At 72.6% G+C, this 19,693-nt stretch carries 18 protein-coding genes and 1 tRNA gene; 8 read left to right on the forward strand and 11 right to left on the reverse strand.

Annotation, left to right across the window (positions count from 1 at the left end):
* Nucleotides 1-218 precede the first annotated feature (218 nt).
* The gene (locus ACTMS2_RS02345; protein WP_089002723.1) at nt 219-482 is read right to left on the reverse strand and encodes a cell division protein CrgA; all 264 of its coding nucleotides are present in this window, start codon (nt 480-482) and stop codon (nt 219-221) included.
* A 227-nt stretch (nt 483-709) separates the two neighbouring features.
* On the opposite strand from ACTMS2_RS02345, the gene ACTMS2_RS02350 reads away from it, so the two are divergent.
* Genes ACTMS2_RS02350 through ACTMS2_RS02365 form a run of 4 tightly spaced genes read left to right on the forward strand, consistent with a single transcriptional unit; the run spans nt 710 to nt 4,392 of the window.
* Complete coding sequence (locus ACTMS2_RS02350; RefSeq protein WP_101413513.1) at nt 710-1,516, forward strand: DUF881 domain-containing protein; 807 nt, start codon at nt 710-712, stop codon at nt 1,514-1,516.
* Entirely contained in the window at nt 1,513-3,444 is a 1,932-nt protein-coding gene (locus ACTMS2_RS02355; RefSeq protein WP_441173831.1) for a class E sortase, read from the forward strand. The genes ACTMS2_RS02350 and ACTMS2_RS02355 overlap by 4 nt, the downstream gene beginning before the upstream one ends.
* Nucleotides 3,445-3,446: 2 nt before the next feature.
* Complete coding sequence (locus ACTMS2_RS02360) at nt 3,447-3,734, forward strand: hypothetical protein (protein WP_441173832.1); 288 nt, start codon at nt 3,447-3,449, stop codon at nt 3,732-3,734.
* A 7-nt stretch (nt 3,735-3,741) separates the two neighbouring features.
* Nucleotides 3,742-4,392, forward strand: coding sequence for an aminodeoxychorismate/anthranilate synthase component II (locus ACTMS2_RS02365; RefSeq protein WP_441173833.1), 651 nt, complete (start codon nt 3,742-3,744; stop codon nt 4,390-4,392).
* 67 nt (nt 4,393-4,459) lie between these two features.
* On the opposite strand, the gene ACTMS2_RS02370 is transcribed toward ACTMS2_RS02365, so the two are convergent.
* From ACTMS2_RS02370 to ACTMS2_RS02405, 8 genes are all read right to left on the reverse strand, one after another.
* Nucleotides 4,460-5,077: a SanA/YdcF family protein gene (locus tag ACTMS2_RS02370; RefSeq protein WP_441173834.1), complete on the reverse strand. Its 618-nt coding sequence runs from the start codon at nt 5,075-5,077 to the stop codon at nt 4,460-4,462.
* Between the two features lie 199 nt (nt 5,078-5,276).
* Nucleotides 5,277-7,088 (reverse strand): Stk1 family PASTA domain-containing Ser/Thr kinase, encoded by a 1,812-nt coding sequence (gene pknB / locus ACTMS2_RS02375; RefSeq protein ID WP_441173835.1) that lies wholly within the window; start codon nt 7,086-7,088, stop codon nt 5,277-5,279.
* Nucleotides 7,085-8,503, reverse strand: a complete 1,419-nt coding sequence (locus tag ACTMS2_RS02380) for a protein kinase domain-containing protein (RefSeq protein ID WP_441173836.1) — start codon at nt 8,501-8,503, stop codon at nt 7,085-7,087. The genes pknB and ACTMS2_RS02380 overlap by 4 nt, the downstream gene beginning before the upstream one ends.
* Before the next feature lies 1 nt (nt 8,504).
* A complete protein-coding gene (locus ACTMS2_RS02385) occupies nt 8,505-10,010 on the reverse strand; it encodes a peptidoglycan D,D-transpeptidase FtsI family protein (RefSeq protein ID WP_441173837.1) in 1,506 nt (501 codons plus the stop codon).
* Nucleotides 10,007-11,500, reverse strand: coding sequence for an FtsW/RodA/SpoVE family cell cycle protein (locus ACTMS2_RS02390; protein WP_441173838.1), 1,494 nt, complete (start codon nt 11,498-11,500; stop codon nt 10,007-10,009). The genes ACTMS2_RS02385 and ACTMS2_RS02390 overlap by 4 nt, the downstream gene beginning before the upstream one ends.
* Nucleotides 11,501-11,525: 25 nt before the next feature.
* Nucleotides 11,526-12,962, reverse strand: a complete 1,437-nt coding sequence (locus tag ACTMS2_RS02395; protein ID WP_441173839.1) for a PP2C family protein-serine/threonine phosphatase — start codon at nt 12,960-12,962, stop codon at nt 11,526-11,528.
* The gene (locus tag ACTMS2_RS02400; protein ID WP_089002732.1) at nt 12,959-13,444 is read right to left on the reverse strand and encodes an FHA domain-containing protein FhaB/FipA; all 486 of its coding nucleotides are present in this window, start codon (nt 13,442-13,444) and stop codon (nt 12,959-12,961) included. The genes ACTMS2_RS02395 and ACTMS2_RS02400 overlap by 4 nt, the downstream gene beginning before the upstream one ends.
* A gap of 6 nt (nt 13,445-13,450) precedes the next feature.
* Nucleotides 13,451-14,239: an FhaA domain-containing protein gene (locus ACTMS2_RS02405; protein WP_089002733.1), complete on the reverse strand. Its 789-nt coding sequence runs from the start codon at nt 14,237-14,239 to the stop codon at nt 13,451-13,453.
* Nucleotides 14,240-14,463: 224 nt separating this feature from the next.
* Between ACTMS2_RS02405 and ACTMS2_RS02410 the strand changes: the two genes are divergently transcribed.
* The 3 genes from ACTMS2_RS02410 to ACTMS2_RS02420 all read left to right on the forward strand — a co-directional run bounded on the left by ACTMS2_RS02410 (nt 14,464) and on the right by ACTMS2_RS02420 (nt 16,534).
* Nucleotides 14,464-14,549 (forward strand) — tRNA-Leu (locus tag ACTMS2_RS02410).
* A 66-nt stretch (nt 14,550-14,615) separates the two neighbouring features.
* Nucleotides 14,616-15,731 (forward strand): NAD-dependent epimerase/dehydratase family protein, encoded by a 1,116-nt coding sequence (locus tag ACTMS2_RS02415; RefSeq protein ID WP_441173840.1) that lies wholly within the window; start codon nt 14,616-14,618, stop codon nt 15,729-15,731.
* Nucleotides 15,728-16,534, forward strand: a complete 807-nt coding sequence (locus tag ACTMS2_RS02420; protein ID WP_441173841.1) for a WecB/TagA/CpsF family glycosyltransferase — start codon at nt 15,728-15,730, stop codon at nt 16,532-16,534. Before ACTMS2_RS02415 ends, ACTMS2_RS02420 begins: the two co-directional genes overlap by 4 nt.
* A gap of 72 nt (nt 16,535-16,606) precedes the next feature.
* Here ACTMS2_RS02420 and ACTMS2_RS02425 read toward each other — a convergent pair whose 3' ends face one another.
* Nucleotides 16,607-18,469: a S8 family peptidase gene (locus ACTMS2_RS02425; protein WP_441173842.1), complete on the reverse strand. Its 1,863-nt coding sequence runs from the start codon at nt 18,467-18,469 to the stop codon at nt 16,607-16,609.
* 217 nt (nt 18,470-18,686) lie between these two features.
* On the opposite strand from ACTMS2_RS02425, the gene ACTMS2_RS02430 reads away from it, so the two are divergent.
* Entirely contained in the window at nt 18,687-19,286 is a 600-nt protein-coding gene (locus tag ACTMS2_RS02430; RefSeq protein ID WP_441173843.1) for a hypothetical protein, read from the forward strand.
* Here ACTMS2_RS02430 and ACTMS2_RS02435 read toward each other — a convergent pair.
* Nucleotides 19,254-19,661, reverse strand: a complete 408-nt coding sequence (locus ACTMS2_RS02435) for a hypothetical protein (RefSeq protein ID WP_441173844.1) — start codon at nt 19,659-19,661, stop codon at nt 19,254-19,256. The genes ACTMS2_RS02430 and ACTMS2_RS02435 overlap by 33 nt on opposite strands.
* Nucleotides 19,662-19,693: the final 32 nt, after the last annotated feature.

The following is a 19,693-nucleotide window of genomic DNA, read 5'->3' on the forward strand; positions in this document are numbered from 1 at the left end:
CAGCCTACGCGCAAGGTTACCCAGGAGTAACGTGAGTCATCTCGCATCCAGGCCGCGCCGCCCTGCGCACACCATAGGGCGCGGGCACCGTCACCGCCGGGTAGGGGCTCCACGGGGTGACATGCATTGCCGGCAACGGCCGGGCCGCGCCACCGTCGACGGCAGGGGCGGTCGCGCTCGGCGGCCCCGCCGCCGGGCCGGCGGCGGGGCCGCGACGCTCAGCGCCAGCGGGAGAGCAGGATCAGGGAGGCGACCATGGCGCCGAAGCCCACCGCGAGGTTCCAGTAACCCCACGCCATGACCGGGTACTCCTGCTCGGAGAGGTAGTAGACCACCAGCCAGCCGATGCCGAAGACGATCAGGGCGACCGCCGAGACCGGCAGCCAGACCGGGCTAGGCTTGCGCGTCGCCGCCGTCGCCGTCGGACGGACGTCCGTCGGCGGGGTGTACACCTTCTTCTTGCGGACCTGAGACTTGGGCACGACGCTCTCCAGAGGGGTTACGACCTCGTCCGGCCTGACAACCGGGCGCGGGGGCGACGGTCCATGGCCAATAATGTTCGACAGCTAGCGTAGTCCCGAAGGCCCGTCCAATCCACGAATGGGGCGAGGCCGATGCAGCCAGTGACCGAAAAAGGCGGGACTGTTCGGGTCGCCGCAGCGGTCCGCGGCTCCGCGGGCTGAACCAGACGACGGGGAAGGAACGCTCGGTGGAGTACACATCCGGCGCGGCCTCCTGGCAGAAGGTGCTCCGGCGGGCCGTCGCCGGGCTGCTGCCTCGGCGCCCACGGCAGCGACGACCGGGCTGGTCGATCGGGGTGCCGCTGATCGCCGCCGCGGCCGGGCTGCTCTTCACCACCACGGCCACCACCGCCGGCGGCACCGCACTGCGGGAGGACCGCCGGCCCCAGCTCAACCAGTTGATCGAGGACCGGCGCGCGGAGGTGGCGGCCAGCGAACAGCGGGCGGCCAACCTACGCGCCGAGGTCGAGGGCCGCACCAACGCCCTGGCCAGCTCCGACGGGCCGATCAGGGAACAGCAGAACCGGGCCGCCGCCAGCCGGGACGACGCCGGCTTCACGGCGCTCGCGGGCCCCGGGGTGACGGTGGAACTCGACGACGCGCCCCGCCGCAACGACGGCGCGCTGCCCGCCGGGGCCACCAACGACGACCTGGTCGTCCACCAGGGGGACGTGCAGGCGGTGGTGAACGCGCTCTGGGCGGGTGGCGCCGAGGCCATGTCCATCATGAACGTCCGCGTGCTGTCGACCAGCGCGGTACGCTGCGTGGGTAACACCCTGCTGCTGCACGGCCGGGTGTACTCCCCACCATTCAAGATCGTAGCAATCGGCGATCCCGCTGCCCTCCAGCAGGCCCTCGCCGACTCTCAGGGAGTCCGGTTGTTCAGGGACCTGGTCGACGACTACAAGCTCGGTTACAAGGAGACGGTCTCCACGGTGACCGTGCCGGCGTTCGAGGATTCGACCACGCTGCGCTCGGCGACGGTGCCACGGTGAGTCGCCCCCTGGACGACTGGTCCGAGGACCGCGACGGCCACCACCGCGACCAGGGTGACGGGCCGACCGCCTTCCTGCCCAAGATCGACCGGCCCGGCCCCGCCCCCGCCCGTCCCGCCCCGGCCGGCGCCTGGCCGGAGCCCACGCTCCCGCCCCAGTCCCCGGCCCTCCGCCCGCCCCACGTGCCCGGCCCGGCTGCTACCGAAGCCCGCCCGGGCACCGAGTGGTCGCGCGACGCGCCGGGGCCGGGCCGCCCGACGTCGGAGCCGGGTCGTCGCGCCAACCCCGGCCGGTTCCCGAGCGCCGACCAGCCCCGTCATGCCGGCAACCCCGCCCGGCCCACCGAACCCGGCCGTCCCGGTCACCCGGACTTCGACCGGCCGAGCCCTGCCGGCTTCGGCCGCCCCGGCCCGGACCAGCAAGGGTCGGGCTTCGACCGGCGCGGAGCCGACTTCGACCAGCGCGGGTCGGACTTCGACCAGCGTGGGTCGGACTTCGACCAGCGTGGGTCGGACTTCGGCCGGCGCGGGTCGGACTTCGGGTCCGCTGACCTTGGCCGACCAGCGTCCGCCGACTTCACCCGGTCCGCCGGCGGCGACCGCCCCGGGCCCGCCGGCTTCGGCCGGTCGGGTGCGGACGACCCCCGCCGTCCCGGCCCCACGGGCGTCGACCGCCCGGACTCCGCCGACTTCCGCCGGTCCCGCCCGGCCGGTTCGGGCCCGTCTGCGGGACCCGATGCCGGCCCGCCGCCGCCGCCGTGGTCCGGTGCCGGCCCGGTCCGACCGGCCGCTCCGGCCCATCCCGCTCCGCCGTCCGACGACCGCCGACGCCCGGGCGCCGCCGAGGCCGGTGGCGGGCAGCAGCACCCGCCCCGCCCGCCGGTCGATCGCGCCGCCGCCCGGGAAGGCCTGCCGACCGGCGACGCGCCGACCGCCTTCATCCCCAAGGTGGGCGCGTCGGCCAACGGCCCGTCGGCCCCGATCTCCCCGGCCGCCCCGCGCGACGTCGATCCCGGGGCCACCGCCCTGATCCCGGCCGTGCCCGGGCGTACGCAGGCCGCCCCGGCCGCGCTCGTCGAGTCGACCGCGCTGATGGGCGCGGTGCCGCGTCCCCCGAAGACGGACGAGCCGGAAAGCGCCCCTGCCGGCGAGCAGCCTCGGCCGCGCCGGGGCGAGCGGGTGGTCCAGCTCCGCCCGGAGCAGACCGGGGAGGGTTACAAGAGCGTCTACTCGGAGCTCACCCGGCCGTCGCTGGGCTCCCGGCTGCGTACCGGCATCCGGATCAGCGGCGAGCTACTGATCACCTTCGGTCTGGTGGTGCTGCTCTTCGCCGGCTACGAGGTGTGGGGCAAGTCCGCGATCGTCGACGCCCACCAGACCGACCTCAGCCAGCAGTTGGCGCAGGCCTGGGGCCCCGAAGGCGATCCGACGGTGGCACCGTCGGCGAGTGCGTCCGCCAAGCCGAAGCCCCCCGTGCAGGGCAAACCCATCGCCGGGCTCTACATCCCCAAGCTCGACAAGAACTGGGTCGTCGTCGAGGGCGTCACGCAGAAGGACATCCGGTACGCGCCGGGCCACTACCCGTCCAGCGCCCTGCCGGGCCAGGTCGGCAACTTCTCCGTCGCCGGGCACCGCAACCGCGCCACCTTCTGGCGGCTCGACGAGCTGCACGACGGTGACGCCATCGTGGTGGAGGGCAAGAACGACTGGCACATCTACAAGGTGACCGACAACCACATCGTCAAGCCCACCCAGGTCGAGGTGGTGGCGCCGGTGCCCGGCAAGCCCGGGAAGAAGCCGACCAAGGCGATGCTCACCCTGACGACCTGCAACCCCAAGTTCGACAACTACCAGCGCCTGATCATTCATGCCGAGCTGGCCCGCAGCCAGCCGAAGTCGGCGGGACGCCCGGCCGAGTTGGGGGCCTGACGGTGTACGGCTGGATCTGGCGCAAGCTCCCCTTCGGGCTGCCCGGCAAGCTCGTCGGCAGCCTGCTGATCGCCAGCGCGATGGTGGCCCTGCTCTGGTACGTGGTCTTCCCGTGGGCCGAGCCCCTGCTGCCCTTCGACGACGTGCAGGTCACCCAGGATTCCGGCGACCCCGGCAGTGACGCGGTGCCGGGCAGCGGGGAGGGCGACGGCGCCCCCACCGGCGACGAGCACGACCTGCCGTACGACACCGAGCAGAACAACACCCCTCCCGCCTCCCCGGACGAGTGAGCCCCTGATGCGTGTCCTGGTGATCGACAACTACGACTCGTTCGTCTTCAACCTGGTGCAGTATCTGGGCCAGCTCGGCGTCGACTGCGACGTCCGGCGCAACGACGAGATCGAGGTCGCCGAGGTGGGCAGGGTCGGCGCGGCCGGCGTCCTGCTCTCGCCCGGCCCCGGCAGCCCCGACCGCGCCGGCATCTGCCTCGATGTCATCCGCACGTACGCGGGCGAGCTGCCGATCTTCGGCGTCTGCCTGGGTCACCAGGCGATCGGCGAGGCCTTCGGCGCCACCGTGACCCGCGCCCCCGAGCTGCTGCACGGCAAGACCTCCGAGGTACGCCACCGCGACGTCGGGGTGCTCGCCGGCCTGCCCGACCCGTTCACCGCCACCCGCTACCACTCGCTCGCCGTACTGCCCGAGACGCTGCCCGAGGAGCTGGAGGTCACCGGCTGGACGGGTTCCGGGGTGGTCATGGCGGTGCGGCACCGTACGCTGCCGATCGAGGGCGTCCAGTTCCACCCGGAGTCGGTGCTGACCGAGGGCGGTCACCTGATGCTGGCCAACTGGCTGGCCGCCTGCGGCCACCCGGAGGCGCTGGAGCGGGCTCCTGCGCTGGCCGCCGAGGTGGACGCGCGCCGCCGCGCCGCCTTCGCCACGGCCTGACGCGAGGGTCTGGCTCCACCGGCCGGTGTCCGCGCGGTTCCGTCTGTCCGGGCCACAGCCGCCCGGGTCAGCCCTTGAGCGCGTCCTGGAGCGCCGGGTCGGCGGGCGAGCGGACCGCGGGCGGCCGGCCCCGCACCGCGTCCCAGGCCGCCTTGCCGCTTGCGAAGTAGTCGCGGACGCCCTTGCCGACGAGCAGGACGGGTCCGCAGCCGGTACAGCGGGCGGTCACCCCGTCGACGTCGAGGCCGAGGTGCCGGCAGAGCGTCACCGCACGGGACAGGTGGTAGGACTGGGTCACGATCAGGGCGCGTTCGATGCCGTACACGTCCCGCGCCCGGGCGCAGGTGTCGTAGGTGTCCAGGCCGTACGGGTCCGCCACCACACGGCGCGCGTCGACCCCGAGCCGCTCGGTCAGGTGGGCCGTCATCGCCGCCGTCTCGTCGCCGGACGCGCCACCCCCGTCGCCGGACACGAGGACGACCCGGGCCCGCCCGCTGGTCACCAGCGCGGCAGCGGTCTCCAGGCGGCCGGTGAGCCGGTCACCCGGCTGGCGGCGGTCCGCCGCCACCGCCGTGCCCAGGACGATCACGACGTCGGCGGCCGGCGCGTCGGCCTCGCCGTAGACATGACCACGGGCGGCCGTCGTCGTCCAGAGCCAGGGAAGGCTGGCCAGGAGCAATGCCACCAGGCCCAGAGCCGCCGTACGGGTCAGGCGTCGCCGCCACCGGCTCGCCGCGCCGGTCGCCGGCCGTCCGTCGTCGTCGGCAGCCGGAGGACGCCGCCCGGCGGCGCCGGCAGGACGCTGCCCGCCGGCGTCGACAGGGCCCTGACCGGCGGGATCCGCTGGGCGCTGCCCGGCCGGGTCCTCCGCACTCACGAGCGCGTCAGCGCTCGGGGAGCCGGATCGGCGGGGTGGTCGGCAGCGGGAAGCCTCCGCCGCCACCGCCGTCCCCGGGGGTGGTCGGCGTGACGCTGGGCGTCGGGCTCGGCGTTTCGGTGGGCGTCGGCTCGGCCTGCGGCACGGTGACCACGATCGTCACGGTCTTGCCCCGGGCGAGGTTGCTGCCGGCGGGCGGGTCCTGCTTAGTGACCCGGCCGGCCTCCTCCGGCGGCACCTCCCGGCCCTGCTTGACGTCGAACTTGTAGCCGGCCTCGTCCAGCTCCTCCTTGGCGTCGTCCTCACTGTCGCCGACCACGTTGGGCACCTTGCCGACGTTGCCCCTGGAGACGGTGACGACGACCTGGCTGTTCTCGGGCACCCTCGTGCCCGAGGCCGGAGACACCTCCAGGACGATGCCCTCCTGCTGTGGGCTGTCCTTCGACTCCTTCTTGACCTTGAAGCCCTCGTTCTTGAGCCGCTCCTCCACGTTCTCGAAGGTCGAGCCCACGAGGCCGGTCGGGATGACCTTGGTGGCCGGGCCGGCGCAGACCTGGACGATGACCTCGCGGTTCGGCTCCAAGGCGGAGTTCGCGGGCGGGGTCTGGTTGACCACCTGCCCCTCCTTGCAGCTGTCGTTCGTGACCGGGTCGCCCACCCTGGGCACCAGGTTGGCCTGCGAGATCCGGGCGAACGCCTCCTGCTGGGTCAGGCCGGTCACCGTGGGCACCGTGACCCGGTCGTCGCCGTCGCGCTGGCTCAGCAGGGCGGCGGCCAGGGCGATCACCGCGAGGACGCCCACCGCGGCGAACGTCGCGATCAGCCAGGAGGACGCCTTGCGTCGGCGTGGATCGCCGACCCGGGCCGGCATCTGCCGGGTCTGCGGGGCGCCGGGGGCGCCCGCGTAGCCGGCGCCGGCCGGGGCGAGCTGCGTCGTCTCCTCCTGCGGCAGCACCGGGGTCGCCATCACCGGGCGGCCGGCGGCCGCGCGGAGCAGGTCGGCGCGCATCTCGCCGGCGCTCTGGTAGCGGTTCAGGGGGTTCTTCGACAGCGCCTTGAGCACGATCGCGTCGACAGCCGGGTTGACGTCCGGGTTGATGTCGCTCGGGGTCGGGGGCGTCTCGCGTACGTGCTGGTAGGCCACGCTGACCGGGCTGTCCCCGACGAACGGCGGGTGCCCGCAGACCAGCTCGAAGAGCACGCAGCCGGCGGCGTAGACGTCGGAGCGGGCGTCGACCGCCTCGCCGCGCGCCTGCTCCGGCGAGAGGTACTGCGCCGTACCGATGACCGCGCTGGTCTGGGTCATGGTGGTGGCACCGCTGGCCAGCGCCCGCGCGATGCCGAAGTCCATCACCTTGACCTGGCCGGTCTGGGTGAGCATCACGTTGCCGGGCTTGATGTCGCGGTGGATGATGCCGTGCCGGTGGCTGAACTCCAGAGCCGCGCACATGTCGGCGCAGATCTCCAGTGCCCGGCGCGGCTGGAGCCGCCCCTCGACCCCCAGCACCTCCTTGAGGGTCCGCCCGTTGACGAACTCCATGACGATGAACGGCAGGGTCTCGCCGGTGGGCGCGGTCTCCTCGCCGGTGTCGTAGACGGCGACGATCGCCGGGTGGTTGAGGGACGCGGCGTTCTGCGCCTCCCGGCGGAACCGCATCTGGAAGGTGGCGTCCCGGGCGAGGTCGGTGCGGAGCATCTTGATCGCGACGTCCCGACCGAGCCGGAGATCGCGACCGCGGTGCACCTCGGCCATACCGCCATAGCCGAGCAGCTCGCCGACCTGGTACCTGCCACCGAGCAGGCGGGCCTGCGCTGTCATCGCGTCTGTCGTCCTTCGCTCGTCGTCTCGTCGCTGCCCGACCGGGGCAGTTCCTGTCGACGGTACGACGTCCCGGCCGGATCGTCGCGTCCGTCGGGCCACAGCGCGCCGGACGTCACCGTCGGCGGAGTGACCGCGCTCGACTTCGTGCTCTCCCGCACGCTGTAGGAAATCACGCCGGAGCAGACGAGGACCAGTACGGCCACGATGATGGCGAGGAACACCATCCCGGGCCGGGACCGCTGTCCACCCGGCTGGTGCGCCGGCGGGACGGCGTGTCCCGCGTACGACATCGGCCGGGCCTGCTGCACGGGCGCCGCGCCGCGCGGGTAGCCGGTCGGTGCCATCTGCGGGTGCTGGGCCGGCGCGGCGGGCGCGACCGAGGTGGGGCGGTGCGGCGCGGCGGCCGGCCGGGGGTTCGCCACCGGCGGCCGATGCGCCGCCATGGGCGGACGCGGCGGCTGCGCGGCGACGTTCGGCTGCCGGTGGGGCGGCGACACCGGCGGACGCGGCGGCGGCACCTGGGCCCGGCCGGGCGGGCCGGCCGGCGACGCCGGGGCGGCGGAGATGGGCTGGCCTGCCGCCCGAGCCTGCTGGGAGAGCTGGGCCTTCAGCTGGCGGGCGACCCCGGCCAGCGTGGCGGCGCTCGGCCAGCGTGCCGCCGGGTCCTTCGCCAGTGCCCGCTCGACCACCGCCCGGACCTGCGGCGGAATGTCGGCCGGCAGCGGCCGGGGCGTCTCCCGCACGTGCCGCATCGCGATGTCGAGGGGATTGTCGCCCTCGAAGGGGCGGCGGCCGGCGAGGCACTGGTAGGCCACCACGCCGAGCGCGTAGACGTCGGACGCGGGCGTGGCGACGCCGCCGGTGGCCTGCTCCGGAGAGATGTACGAGGCCGTGCCGAGCACCGAGCCGGCCGCCGTGAGCTGGGCGACCAGCTCCGAGCGGGCGATGCCGAAGTCGGTGAGCACCAGGGTGCCGTTGGGCCGGACCAGCAGGTTGCCGGGCTTCACGTCCCGGTGCACGATGCCCTTCACGTGCGCGGCGTGCAGCGCGTCGGCGGCCTGGGCGACCAGCGCCATCGTGCGGGCCGGGGTGAGCCGGCCGACCCGGGCCAGGGTGGCCGACAGCGCGTCGCCCTCGACGTACTCCATGACCAGGAAGGCGATCTGCTGGTCGTTGCCGAAGTCGTAGACGTCGACCACACCGGGGTGGTTGATCGTGGCCATGGTGCGGGCCTCGCCCCGGAAGCGCTCGGCGAAGTCGGGGTCGTCGAGCAGCGCGGGGAGCAGGCTCTTGACGGCGACCGTCCGGCCGAGCACCTGGTCGGTGCCGCGCCAGACGTCGCCCATGCCGCCGCTGGCGATCCGCTCGTCCAGGCGGTAGCGGTTGCCGAGCTGCACCCCGGGGCTCAACATGTCAGCGGCCCCCCGGGTCGGTGATGGCGGCGCGCATGACCTGCCCGGCGATCCGGGCCGCCTCGGCGCTGCCACCGGGGCCGGCCTGCTCCAGCACCACGCAGACGGCGGAGACCGGCGTGCCGTTCTTGTCCAGGGCGAAGCCGATGAACCAGCCGTGGTCCGGCCGGTCCGGCGCGGACTGGGCGGTGCCCGTCTTGCCGCCGACCGTGTAGCCGTTGATCCGCGCGTTCTCGCCCGTGCCGTTCTTGACGACGCTGACCATCATGTCCCGCAGGTCGCCGGCGACCTGGCCGCTGATCGGCTGCCGCAGTTCCTTGGGCTTGGCCGTGTAGTAGCTGGTGGTGCGGTCCGGGGCGAGCAGCTGACGGACCAGGTACGGCCGCATCTGGCTGCCGTCGTTGGCCACCGCCGCAGCGATCATGGCGCCCTGGAGCGGGGTCATCCGCACGTTGTTCTGGCCGATCGAGGACTGCGCCAGCGCGGCCGGGTCGGTGCTGCCGTCCGGGTTCTGCATGTCCCCGGTCCGGCTCGCCGCCACCGGGTGACCGGCCTCGTTGAGGTGGCCGACGGTGAGGTCCTCCTGCTCGAAGCCGAACTGCCGGGCCTTCTCCTTGACCTTGTCCGCGCCGAGCCGTACGCCGAGCTGCGCGAAGCCGGTGTTGCACGACTCGGTCACCGCGTTCATCAGGGTGACCTCGTCCTCCGGGCAGATGGACGGCGCCGCGTTGCGGATCTGGGAGCCCGAGGTGGGCGGCGTGTAGCTGGCACCGGCCGGGATCCGGGTCTCCTGACCGACGCCGTTCTCCAGCGCCGCGGCGGCCACCACGATCTTGAAGGTGGAGCCCGGGGGCAGCACCTCGCCGAGGGCCCGGTTCTTCAGCGGACCCGCCGGGTCCTGCTCCAGCTTGTTGTACGCGGCCGTGGCCTCGCTGGTGCTGTGGCTGACCAGCGGGTTCGGGTCGAAGCTGGGCATGGAGACCAGCGCCTGCACCGCCCCGGTACGTGGGTCGACGGCGATCGCCGCGCCCTTGGCGGCGTTGACCCGGTTGTTGCGCAGCTGCTCGAACGCCGTGTTCTGGGCGCCCTTGGAGATCGTGAGCAGTACGTTGCCGCCGCCGGTCTGGTCGCCGGTGAACATGTCCTTGACCCGGTTGGCGATGAGCTGGTCGCTGGTGCCGGCCAGGAAGTCGTTCTCGAACTTCTCGATGCCGGTCTCGGCGAGGTTGACCGGCTTGTAGCCGAGCACGTGCGCGTACCTCGCCCCGCCGGGGTAGGCGCGCTGGAACTTCAGCTCGCCGCCGGTCTCCTTGCTCAGCGCGAAGGCGGTGCCGCCGGCCTCGATGTTGCCGCGCTTGCGCTCGTACTCGGCGACTTGGACCCGACCGTTGTAGTCGCTCGTGCGGTATTCGTCGGCCTTGTAGGCCTGGATCCAGTTCAGGTTCGCGAAGAGCAGGCCGAAGAGAACCATGACGACGACGCCGACGCGGCGCAGGGGTGCGTTCACGGCCTGATCACCTCCGTGGGGGCACCGTGCAGTTGCTCCGGCGGGCCGCCGGACGGGCGGGCCGCCTTGCCGCCACCGCCGGCGACGGGGCGACGGGCCCCGTCGGAGATCCGGAGCAGAGCCGCGATGAGCAGCCAGTTCGCCATCAGCGAGGAACCGCCGGCGGAGAGGAACGGGGTGGTCTGCCCGGTCAGCGGGATGAGCTTGCTGATCCCGCCCACGATCACGAAGACCTGGAGGCCGAGGGTGAAGGCCAGGCCGCCGGCCAGCAGCTTGCCGAACGAGTCCCGGACCGCCAGTGCCGCCCGCAGCCCCCGCTCGACGATCAGCAGGTAGACCACGAGCAGGGCGGAGAGGCCGAAGAGGCCGATCTCCTCGCCGATGCCCGCGAAGATGAAGTCGTTCTGCACCTCGGGCAGCAGGCCGGGCTGGCCACCGCCCGGGCCGGCGCCGAAGAGGCCACCCGTGCCGAGCGCGAGCAGCCCCTGCACGAGCTGGTAGCCGTCGTTGTAGGGGTCGGCGAACGGGTCCAGCCAGATCTGGGCCCGCAGGTAGAAGTTGGCGAACGGCCCGCCGACCACGTCGCCGAGCACGTACGCCAGGTAGACGCCGCCGAAGAAGAGCACCAGACCGATGAGCAGCCAACTGACCCGCTCGGTGGCGATGTAGAGCGTCACCACGAACATGCCGAAGTAGAGCAGCGAGGTGCCCAGGTCCTTCTCGAAGACGAGGACCAGGACGCTGACCAGCCAGACCGCGACCACCGGGCCGAGGTCTCGCCCGCGCGGGAAGTCGATGCCGAGGAACCGGCGGCTCGCCAACGACAGCACCTCGCGCTTGCGCACCAGGTAGTAGGCGAAGAAGACCAGCAGGGCCAGCTTCGCGAACTCGCCCGGCTGGATGGAGAAGCTGTCGCCGAACTTGATCCACAGCTTCGCGCCGTTGATCTCGGAGAACCGGCTGGGCAGCACCGCCGGGATCATCACCAGCACGATGCCGGCCAGCCCCAGCGTGTACGCGTAGCGCGACACCGAGCGGTGGTCCCGCATGATGGCGAGCAGCCCGGCGGCGAGGATGACCGAGACGAGCGTCCAGGCGAGCTGCCGGCCGCCCGTGCCGGCGAAGATGGCCAGGTCCTCCCGCTCGGCCGGTGCCGCCTTGCCCAGGTCGATCCGGCGCAGGAAGCCCACCCCGAGCCCGTTGAGCAGGGCGACCGCCGGCAGCAGGGCCGGGTCGGCGAAGGGCGCCAGGAACCGGATCACCAGGTGCAGGCCGAGGAACACGGCGGTCAGCGCGGCGGCCGGCATCCAGAAGTCGGCCGTGACCGTGTCGAGCACCTTCGCCTCGACCATCGCCCCGTACGCGGCCACCAGCACCATGGCGACCAGCAGCAGCGACAACTCGGCGTTGCGCCGGGACCGGGCCAGGCGTACGCCGGGCTGCTCGCCCGTGGTGGCGGGCGAGGGTGCCGGAAGGGCCGCTGCGGTCACGGAACGTCCTCGGATCGAGCCGCGCCTACTCCGGCGACCGGCACGCGGCGGGGTCGAGCGCCGGCGAGTCGGTGTCGGAGGGCGGGGCGTCGGGCGTGGTGGTCGGCGCGGCCGGCGTGCTCGGTCGACCGCTGACCGGGGCGCTCGCGCTGGCGGTCGGGGCGGGCGACACCGGGCCGGTGGTCGGCGTCGGGGCGGTGGTGACCGCCACGGCGCTCGGGCTGGGGCTCGGCGGGCAGATGGGCTTGAGGTTCGGGTTCATCGGGTTGTCGCTGGTCAGCTCGGCCAGCCGACGCTCGGCGTCGGGCTCGCTCTTGGCCGGGATGCCCTGCTTGACCTGCTCCTGGGCGGCCAGCGTCAGGTCTTCGAGATCGGCCGGGCTGGTGGAGTGCACGGTCGACAGGTCCATGCCGGCGATCTCGCCCTGGATGCCCCGGAACACGGCGACCTGGCCGTTCTCGGTCGCGCCCACGTAGTACTGGCGCTGGGTGTAGCTCCAGCCGCCGAAGACCGCCCCACCCACGAGGACCAGCAGCGCCACCGAGATCGCGGCGGCCCGCACCGGGCGACGCCTCGGGCGCTCCGGCTCGTCGTCGGCGCCGGCCGACGGCTCCTCGGGAGCGGGCGGGCGGGGCGCGGAGAGGGCGGACGCGCGGGCGGCCGGAGTGGAGACGTCGGCGGAGGTCGCCATGCCCCGGTCCCGGGCGGCCGCACCGCCGACGATCGGGCTCGCCTCGACGATGTCCTGGTCGGTGGCGTCCGCGATGATCACGGTGATGTTGTCCGGGCCGCCGCCGCGCAGGGCGAGCTGCACCAGCCGCTCGACGCACTGCTGCGGGTCGGCGTACTCGCGCATCGTCTCGCCGATGGTGTCGGCGCTGACCACACCCGAGAGGCCGTCGCTGCAGATCAGGTAGCGGTCGCCGGGGAGCACCTGGCGGACGCTGTATTCCGGGTCGATGTCGCGGCCGTCGAGCGCGCGGGTGAGCAGCGACCGCTGCGGGTGGCTGCTCGCCTCCTCGGCGCTGATCCGGCCCTCGTCGACGAGCATCTGGACGTACGTGTCGTCCTTGGTGATCTGCGCGAACTCGCCGTTGCGCAGGAGATAGGCCCGCGAGTCACCGATGTGGACCATGCCCAGCTTGCTGCCGGAGAAGAGGGTCGCGGTGAGCGTGGTGCCCATCCCCTCCAGCTGGGGGTTGGCGTCCACGGTGTCGCGGAGCTGCTGGTTGGCGGTGCCCACGGCCGAACGCAACGCGTCGACGAGGGCGTCACCTGGGACGTCCTCGTCGAGCGGCGCCATGGCACCGATGACGATGTTGCTGGCGACGTCACCGGCGGCCATGCCGCCCATGCCGTCGGCGACGGCGAGTAGCCGCGGCCCGGCGTAGACGGAATCCTGGTTACCGTCTCGGATCAGACCGCGGTCGCTGTGGGCCGCATAGCGCAGGGTCAGAGTCATGGCCGTAATTCGAGAGAAGTGCGGCCGATCCGGATCGGCACGCCGAGGGGGACGGGGGTTGGTCCGGTGACCTTAGCGCGATCCAGGTAGGTGCCGTTAGTCGAGCCGAGGTCCTCGACGAACCACTGGCCGTCGCGGGGCACCAGACGGGCGTGCCGCGCCGAGGCGTAGTCGTCGGTGATGACGAGGGTCGAATCCTCGGCCCGGCCGATGGTGATCTGGGCTTCGCCGAGGGTGATCCGGGTCCCGGCCAGTTGACCGGCGGTCACCACGAGCTGGTGCGCCGCCCTGCCCCGCTTCGCCTTCGCCGGCTTCGACGCCTGCCCGAGCGTGGCGCCGACCGCCCGGGGGGCGGCCACGAGCCGGCCCGACCGGGCACCCGCGAAGAGGTCCCGGCGGATCACGCCGACCACTGTGAACACGAAGATCCACAGCAGGATGAGGAACCCGAACCGGGCGACGGTGATGACGAGTTCCGGCAACGCGGGTCAGCCGTCCACGCGGAAGGTCAGCGTCGTGGTGCCGAGCTGGATCATGTCGCCGGGGTTGAGCGCGACGGCGGAGACCCGCTGGCCGTTGACCATGGTGCCGTTGGTCGACCCGAGGTCGGTCAGCACGACCTGACCACCGTCGAAGTCCAGCCGGGCGTGTCGCCGCGAGATCCCGACGTCGGGCAGGCGCAGGTTGGCCTGGTCGCCGCGGCCGATCACGGTCGAGCCCATCTGGAGGGGGTAGGTGCGGCCGTCGCCGGAGACCAGCCGCACGTTGCGGCCGCCGCCATGACCGGGCGGGGGACCGTAGCCACCCCCCTGGTCGTACGCGGGGTAGGCGGGCTGGCCCGAGTCGTAGCCGGGCGCCGAGACCGGGGCGACCTCGCCGCCGGTGTAGACCTCGGCGGTGACCCGGAACATGCCGGTGTCCAGCCCCTCGCCGCGCTCGATCTCGACGATCACGTCGCCGTAGACCGTCCAGGCCTGCTCGCCGATGAACTCCGCCTGCGACTGGGCCAGCTCCTGGGCCAGCGCGGCGGCGTACGGCGCCAGACGACTGTGGTCGTAGGGCGAGAGATCGATCACGTAGCGGTTGGGCACCAACGTGCGCCCACCGGCCAGGATCGCCTTGTGCGCCTCGGCCTCCCGCTGCATGGCGTTGAGGATCTCCACGGGGTGGACCACCCCTTTGAAGACCTTGGCGAAGGCCCCTTCGACCAGGCCTTCCAGACGCTTCTCGAAGCGTTGCAGCACGCTCACCGGCTCCTCCTCGGGTCCCGAGGACATGATGGTATCCGGCCGGCGCGCGCGCAGCTCACACGCCGCTCGGCCGTCTGACGGCGGCCCGTTCGGACGGGCCGATACTGCCGTGCTACTCTTTCGTCCGCCACGAACGGTAACCGCTCCTCGGACGGTAACCAATCGTCGCAACGATCACGGACCGGTAAGATGTCCGGGCCCGCTGGAGACAGCAGGACCGGCACAGACTACAGTGTTCGAGGTCAAGCCACGGGGAAGTGGCGGAATGGCAGACGCGCACGGTTCAGGTCCGTGTGCCCGAAAGGGCGTGGGGGTTCAACTCCCCCCTTCCCCACCAATACGCGAGGGCTCCGCAGCGATGCGGGGCCCTCGCGCCGTATCGGGGCGTGCCGTACGTCACGCTATGCTCCGATGGTTTCTGCCTCCGACGGACCAGGAGTGTCGTGTGAGTGTCGCGTTCGTGACCGGGTCGGGCGGTCTGATCGGCTCCGAGGCGGTCCGGCACTTCGCCGGCCTCGGTCTCGAGGTCGTCGGCATCGACAACGACATGCGGCAGGAATTCTTCGGCGAGGAGGCGTCCACCGCCTGGAACGTCCGCCGGCTGACCGACGAGCTGGGGTCCGCGTACTCGCACCACAGCATCGACATCCGGGACCGGGCCGCGCTGGCCAAGCTGTTCAAGCGGTACGGCACCGACGTCGCCGTGGTGATCCACACCGCCGCCCAGCCGTCGCACGACTGGGCGGTGCGCGACCCGTTCACCGACTTCGACGTGAACGCCGCCGGCACGCTGAACGTCCTGCAGAACGTGCGCGAGCACTGCGTCGAGGCGCCGGTAATCCACTGCTCGACGAACAAGGTCTACGGCGACCGGCCGAACAGCCTGCCGCTGGTGGAGCTGGAGTCGCGCTGGGAGATCGAGCCGGGGCACCCGTACGAGCAGGGCATCCGTGAGGACATGTCCATCGACGCCTGCCTGCACTCGATCTTCGGTGCGTCGAAGGTGGCGGCCGACGTCATGGTGCAGGAGTACGGCCGCTACTTCGACATGCGTACGGCCTGCTTCCGGGGCGGGACGCTGACCGGCCCGGCGCACTCCGCGACGGAGCTGCACGGCTTCCTCGGCTACGTGATGCGCGCCAACATGGAACGCCGGACGTACAAGATCTTCGGCTACCAGGGCAAGCAGGTCCGCGACGCGATCCACAGCTCGGACGTGGTCTCCGCGTTCGAGGCGTTCTTCCGCAACCCGCGCTCGGCGGCGGTCTACAACCTCGGCGGCGGGCGGCACTCGAACACCTCCAACCGCGAGGCGTTCGCGCTCGCCGAGCAGATCACCGGCCAGGAGATGATCACCGAGTACGTCGAGGCCAACCGGATCGGCGACCACAAGTGGTGGATCGGCTCGAACGAGGCCTTCCACGCCGACTACCCCGAGTGGAAGCAGGTCTACGACGTGCCCATGATCATGCGGGAGATCTACGAGGCCAACGTGGACAAGTGGGTGCCGGGGGCATGACCGGCAAGGGCAAGCGGAACGTCCTCGGGGTCCTGGTCGACGCCACCGACTACGCCGCGGCGACCGAGCAGGTGGTGGCCGCCGCGCAGGAGCGCCGCCCGCTGGCGCTGACGGCGCTGGCCGTGCACGGCGTGATGACCGGGGTGCTCGACCCGGCGCACAACGCCCGGCTGAACTCCTTCGACGTGGTCACCCCCGACGGCCAGCCGGTGCGCTGGGCGCTCAACCTGCTGCACGGCGCGGGGCTCACCGACCGCGTCTACGGCCCCACCCTGACCCTGCACGTGCTCTCCCGGTTCGCCGACGAGGGCCTGCCGGTCTACCTCTACGGGTCGACCGAGGAGACCCTGGCCAGGCTGATCCCGGCGCTGGAGCGGATGTTCCCGGCTCTGAAGATCGCCGGCGTCGAGCCATCCAAGTTCCGGGCGGTGCAGCCGGGCGAGGACGTGGAGATCGCCGACCGGATCAGGTCCAGCGGGGCCCGGCTCGTGCTGGTCGGCCTGGGCTGCCCGCGTCAGGAGGTCTTCACGTACGCCATGCGGCCGCTGCTGGACATGCCGCTGATGGCGGTCGGGGCGGCCTTCGACTACCACGCCGGGCTGCTGCGCCAGCCCCCGCCGTGGATGCAGCGGGCCGGCCTGGAGTGGTTCTGGCGCCTCGGCCTGGAGCCCAAGCGGCTCTGGCGACGCTACGTGATCCTCAACCCGGCCTACCTGACCCGGCTCGCCGGGCAGAAGACGGGGCTGTGGAAGGCGCGGCCGCCGGCCCCCGCCACGGAGCGGCCGGCGACCTTCGCCGTCTGACTACCGACAGACACCGAGAGGGGCCCCTTCCCACGCACGAGGTGGTGGGAAGGGGCCCCTCTCGTCACTCCGTCAGAGGGTGAGGGTCCAGGTGTTCAGGTACCCGGTGTCGCCCGAGTAGACGTCGCGCACCCGCAGCTGCCAGGTGCCGTTCGCCGCCTCGCTCGACAGGTTCGCCGTGTAGGTGGTGTTGATGTTGTCGGCGCCGTCCCAGAAGCTGCTGTTCTTCAGCCGGTAGGACGAGCCGTCCGGGGCGACCAGGTCGATGACCAGGTCACCGCGGTAGGTGTGCACGATGTTCACCGCGACGGTGGAGGCCGACGAGGCGTTGCGGGCGCAGCCGGAGATCACGATCGAGCTGCTGGCCGTGGCACCCGTGTCCGGGATCGCGACGTCGGTGCCGTTGGTGCCGGAGCAGCCGCCGCCACCGGTGCCGGTGACCGTCAGCGAGTAGGTCGCGGTCCTGCTGCCGGAGGCCGCGGTGCCCGTCACGGTCACGGAGTAGGTGCCGGGCGGGGTGCTCGCCGAGGTGCTGATGGTCAGCGTCGAGGAACCGCCCGAGGTGACGGTGGCCGGGCTGAACGAGGCGGTGGCCCCGGACGGCAGGCCGCTGGCCGACAGGCTCACCGACTGGGCGGAGCCGTTGGTGGTGGCGGTGGCGACAGTGGCGGTCACCGAGCCGCCCGGCGCGGTCGAGCCCGAGGTCGGCGAGACCGAGACGGAGAAGTCGTTGGTCGGCGGGGTGTCGCCGTTGACGACGTAGAGCAGCTTGTTGGGCGAGCCGGTGCCCGGGTTGGTCACCACGTTGCTGGTGGCGTTGTTGACCAGGTAGTCGCGGACCTGCTGCGGCGTCCAGGCCGGGTTGGCGCTGGCCACCAGGGCCGCCGCGCCCACCACGTGCGGGGTCGCCATCGAGGTGCCGCTGATCGTGTTGGTGGAGGTGTCGCTCGTGTGCCACGCCGAGGTGATCGACGAGCCCGGCGCGAAGATGTCCAGGCAGGTGCCGATGTTGGAGAACGACGACCGGGCGTCCGTGTTGGTCGTCGACCCGACGGTGATGCCCTCGGCGGTGCGGGCGGGCGAGGTGTTGCAGGCGTTGCCGCCGGAGTCGTTGCCGGCCGCCAGGCCGTAGCTCACGCCGGAGTTGATGGAGTTGCGTACGGCGGTGTCGAGCGTGGTGTTCGCGCCGCCGCCGAGGCTCATGTTGGCCACGGCCGGCTTGACCGCGTTGGCGGTCACCCAGTCGACACCGGCGATGACGCCGGCGTTCGTGCCGCTGCCCTGGCAGTTCAGCACCCGCACGCCGACCAGCTGGACGCCCTTGGCGACGCCGTACGCCGAACCGCCGACGGTGCCGGCGACGTGCGTGCCGTGCCCGTTGCAGTCGTCGGCCGAGCCGCCGTCGACGGCGTCGTAGCCGGAGACCGCCCGGCCGCCGAAGTCGCTGTGGCTGAACCGGATGCCGGTGTCGATGATGTAGGCGTGCACGTTGCTCGCCGTGTTCGGGTACGTGTAGGAGCTGTTCAGCGGCAGCGCGCGCTGGTCGATCCGGTCGAGGCCCCAGGAGGGCGGGTTGGTCTGGGTGCCGCTGATGGAGACCGTGTGGTTCTGCTCGACGTACGCCACGGCGGGGTCCGCGGCGATGCGGGCTGCGGCCTTCGCGCCGACCCGGACCTCGAAGCCGCGCAACGCGGCGCCGTAGGTGCGGGCGACGGAGCCGCCGTGCCGGCCGACCAGCCGCTGCGCGGAGTCATCGACCCCACCGCGGGCGACCGAGCTGTCCTTGAAGACGACGATGTAGCTGTCGGCCACGGCGGTGGCACCGCCCGCGGCGCGGATCGTGCCCACCGGTTCGGCGGCCATGGCCGGCGTGGCGGTGGCCACCATGGCCAGCGCGGCCACCCCGACGAGTACGGACCTGCGTGGAAGACCCATCTTCTACTCCCTCCGACCGGCACCGACCGTCCAACTGTTCGTGACGAGTGAATCGATGAATGCCGATCAAGCTGAGGGTAGGTGGGGATAAACGGGAATTCAAACATGTCGACTTCCCCATACCATCGGGAAGATGGCCCCTAGGGGAGGCGGCTGCGGGACGAACCGGGGACCTGCCCGGATTCACGATCGTCGAAAGCGGGCAAGGCTGTGGGTCATGGAGAGTCACCTCGCCGTGCTGCTGTCGCTGACCGCCGTCTGGCTCGCCGCCGGATGGCTCGCGGACGGGCTGCCCCGGCTGGACCACGCCCGCGCCCTGCGACGGCGCACCGGCTGGGTGCTCGCCCTGACGCTGACCGGCCTGGGGCTGACGGCCGTCGTGCTGGTCGCGGGGCTCTCCAGCGCCGGCGCGACCGCCGCCGACCGGGCGGCCGCCGGGCTCACCCTCGCCGCGCTCCCCGCCCTCGTGGTCGCCGCCTGCACGGTGCGTCGGGTACGCCGGCTCCGGGCGGGCGCGGGCGCGCTCTCCTCGGCGCCGGAGACCCCGGCGCCACACGGCCTGCGGGCCTCCGCCGCCCACCCGCTGATCGGGCTACCGGTGCAGGTCACCGGCCTGGCGATCCTGCCCGCGGTGATCGCGGCGAGCACCCCGGACCTGCTGTTCGGGCCCGGCGTGACCGGGCCGGCGATCACCGTGGGCGTGCTGGGCGTCGCCGCCATCGGCGTACGCCACGCGCTGCGCCACAACCGGCTCGCCGAGCGGGCCGTGCCCGCCCGGCCCGCGTCAGCGCGAGCGGCCGGGCCCCTGCACGTATAGCAGCTCCAGGATCGCCCGGGTGGCCTCGAACCACCGGTCGAGCCAGCCGGGCGGCGGGACGCTGCCCTTCGGCGGCAGCTCCATCAGCAGCCCGCGCAGGAGCGGGTGGTCGACCAGCGACTCGGCCGGCTCCACCGACCAGCCACCGGGCGGGAACGACGGCTCCGTCAGCGGGTTGGGATCCAACGAGGGCAGGGAGAGCGGCGGGCCGGCCTGCTCCGGCGGGGCGGCCGGGGCCTCCCGGGCGCCGATCTCGGCGTCGGTCGACACCACCTCCGTGAGGACGGTGTCCCGGCGTGCCCCCCGGTACTTGCCCCCGAACCGTTCCGGCTTGCCCGGCCCGTTGGTGAGGTTGTCTGACCCGATCGTCGTCATCGTCTCGCCTGCCTCGCTCGGTTGCCGTCCGT

The sequence above is a fragment of the Micromonospora sp. SD12 genome (assembly GCF_052068495.1).
GTDB classification, from domain to species: domain Bacteria; phylum Actinomycetota; class Actinomycetes; order Mycobacteriales; family Micromonosporaceae; genus Micromonospora; species Micromonospora echinofusca.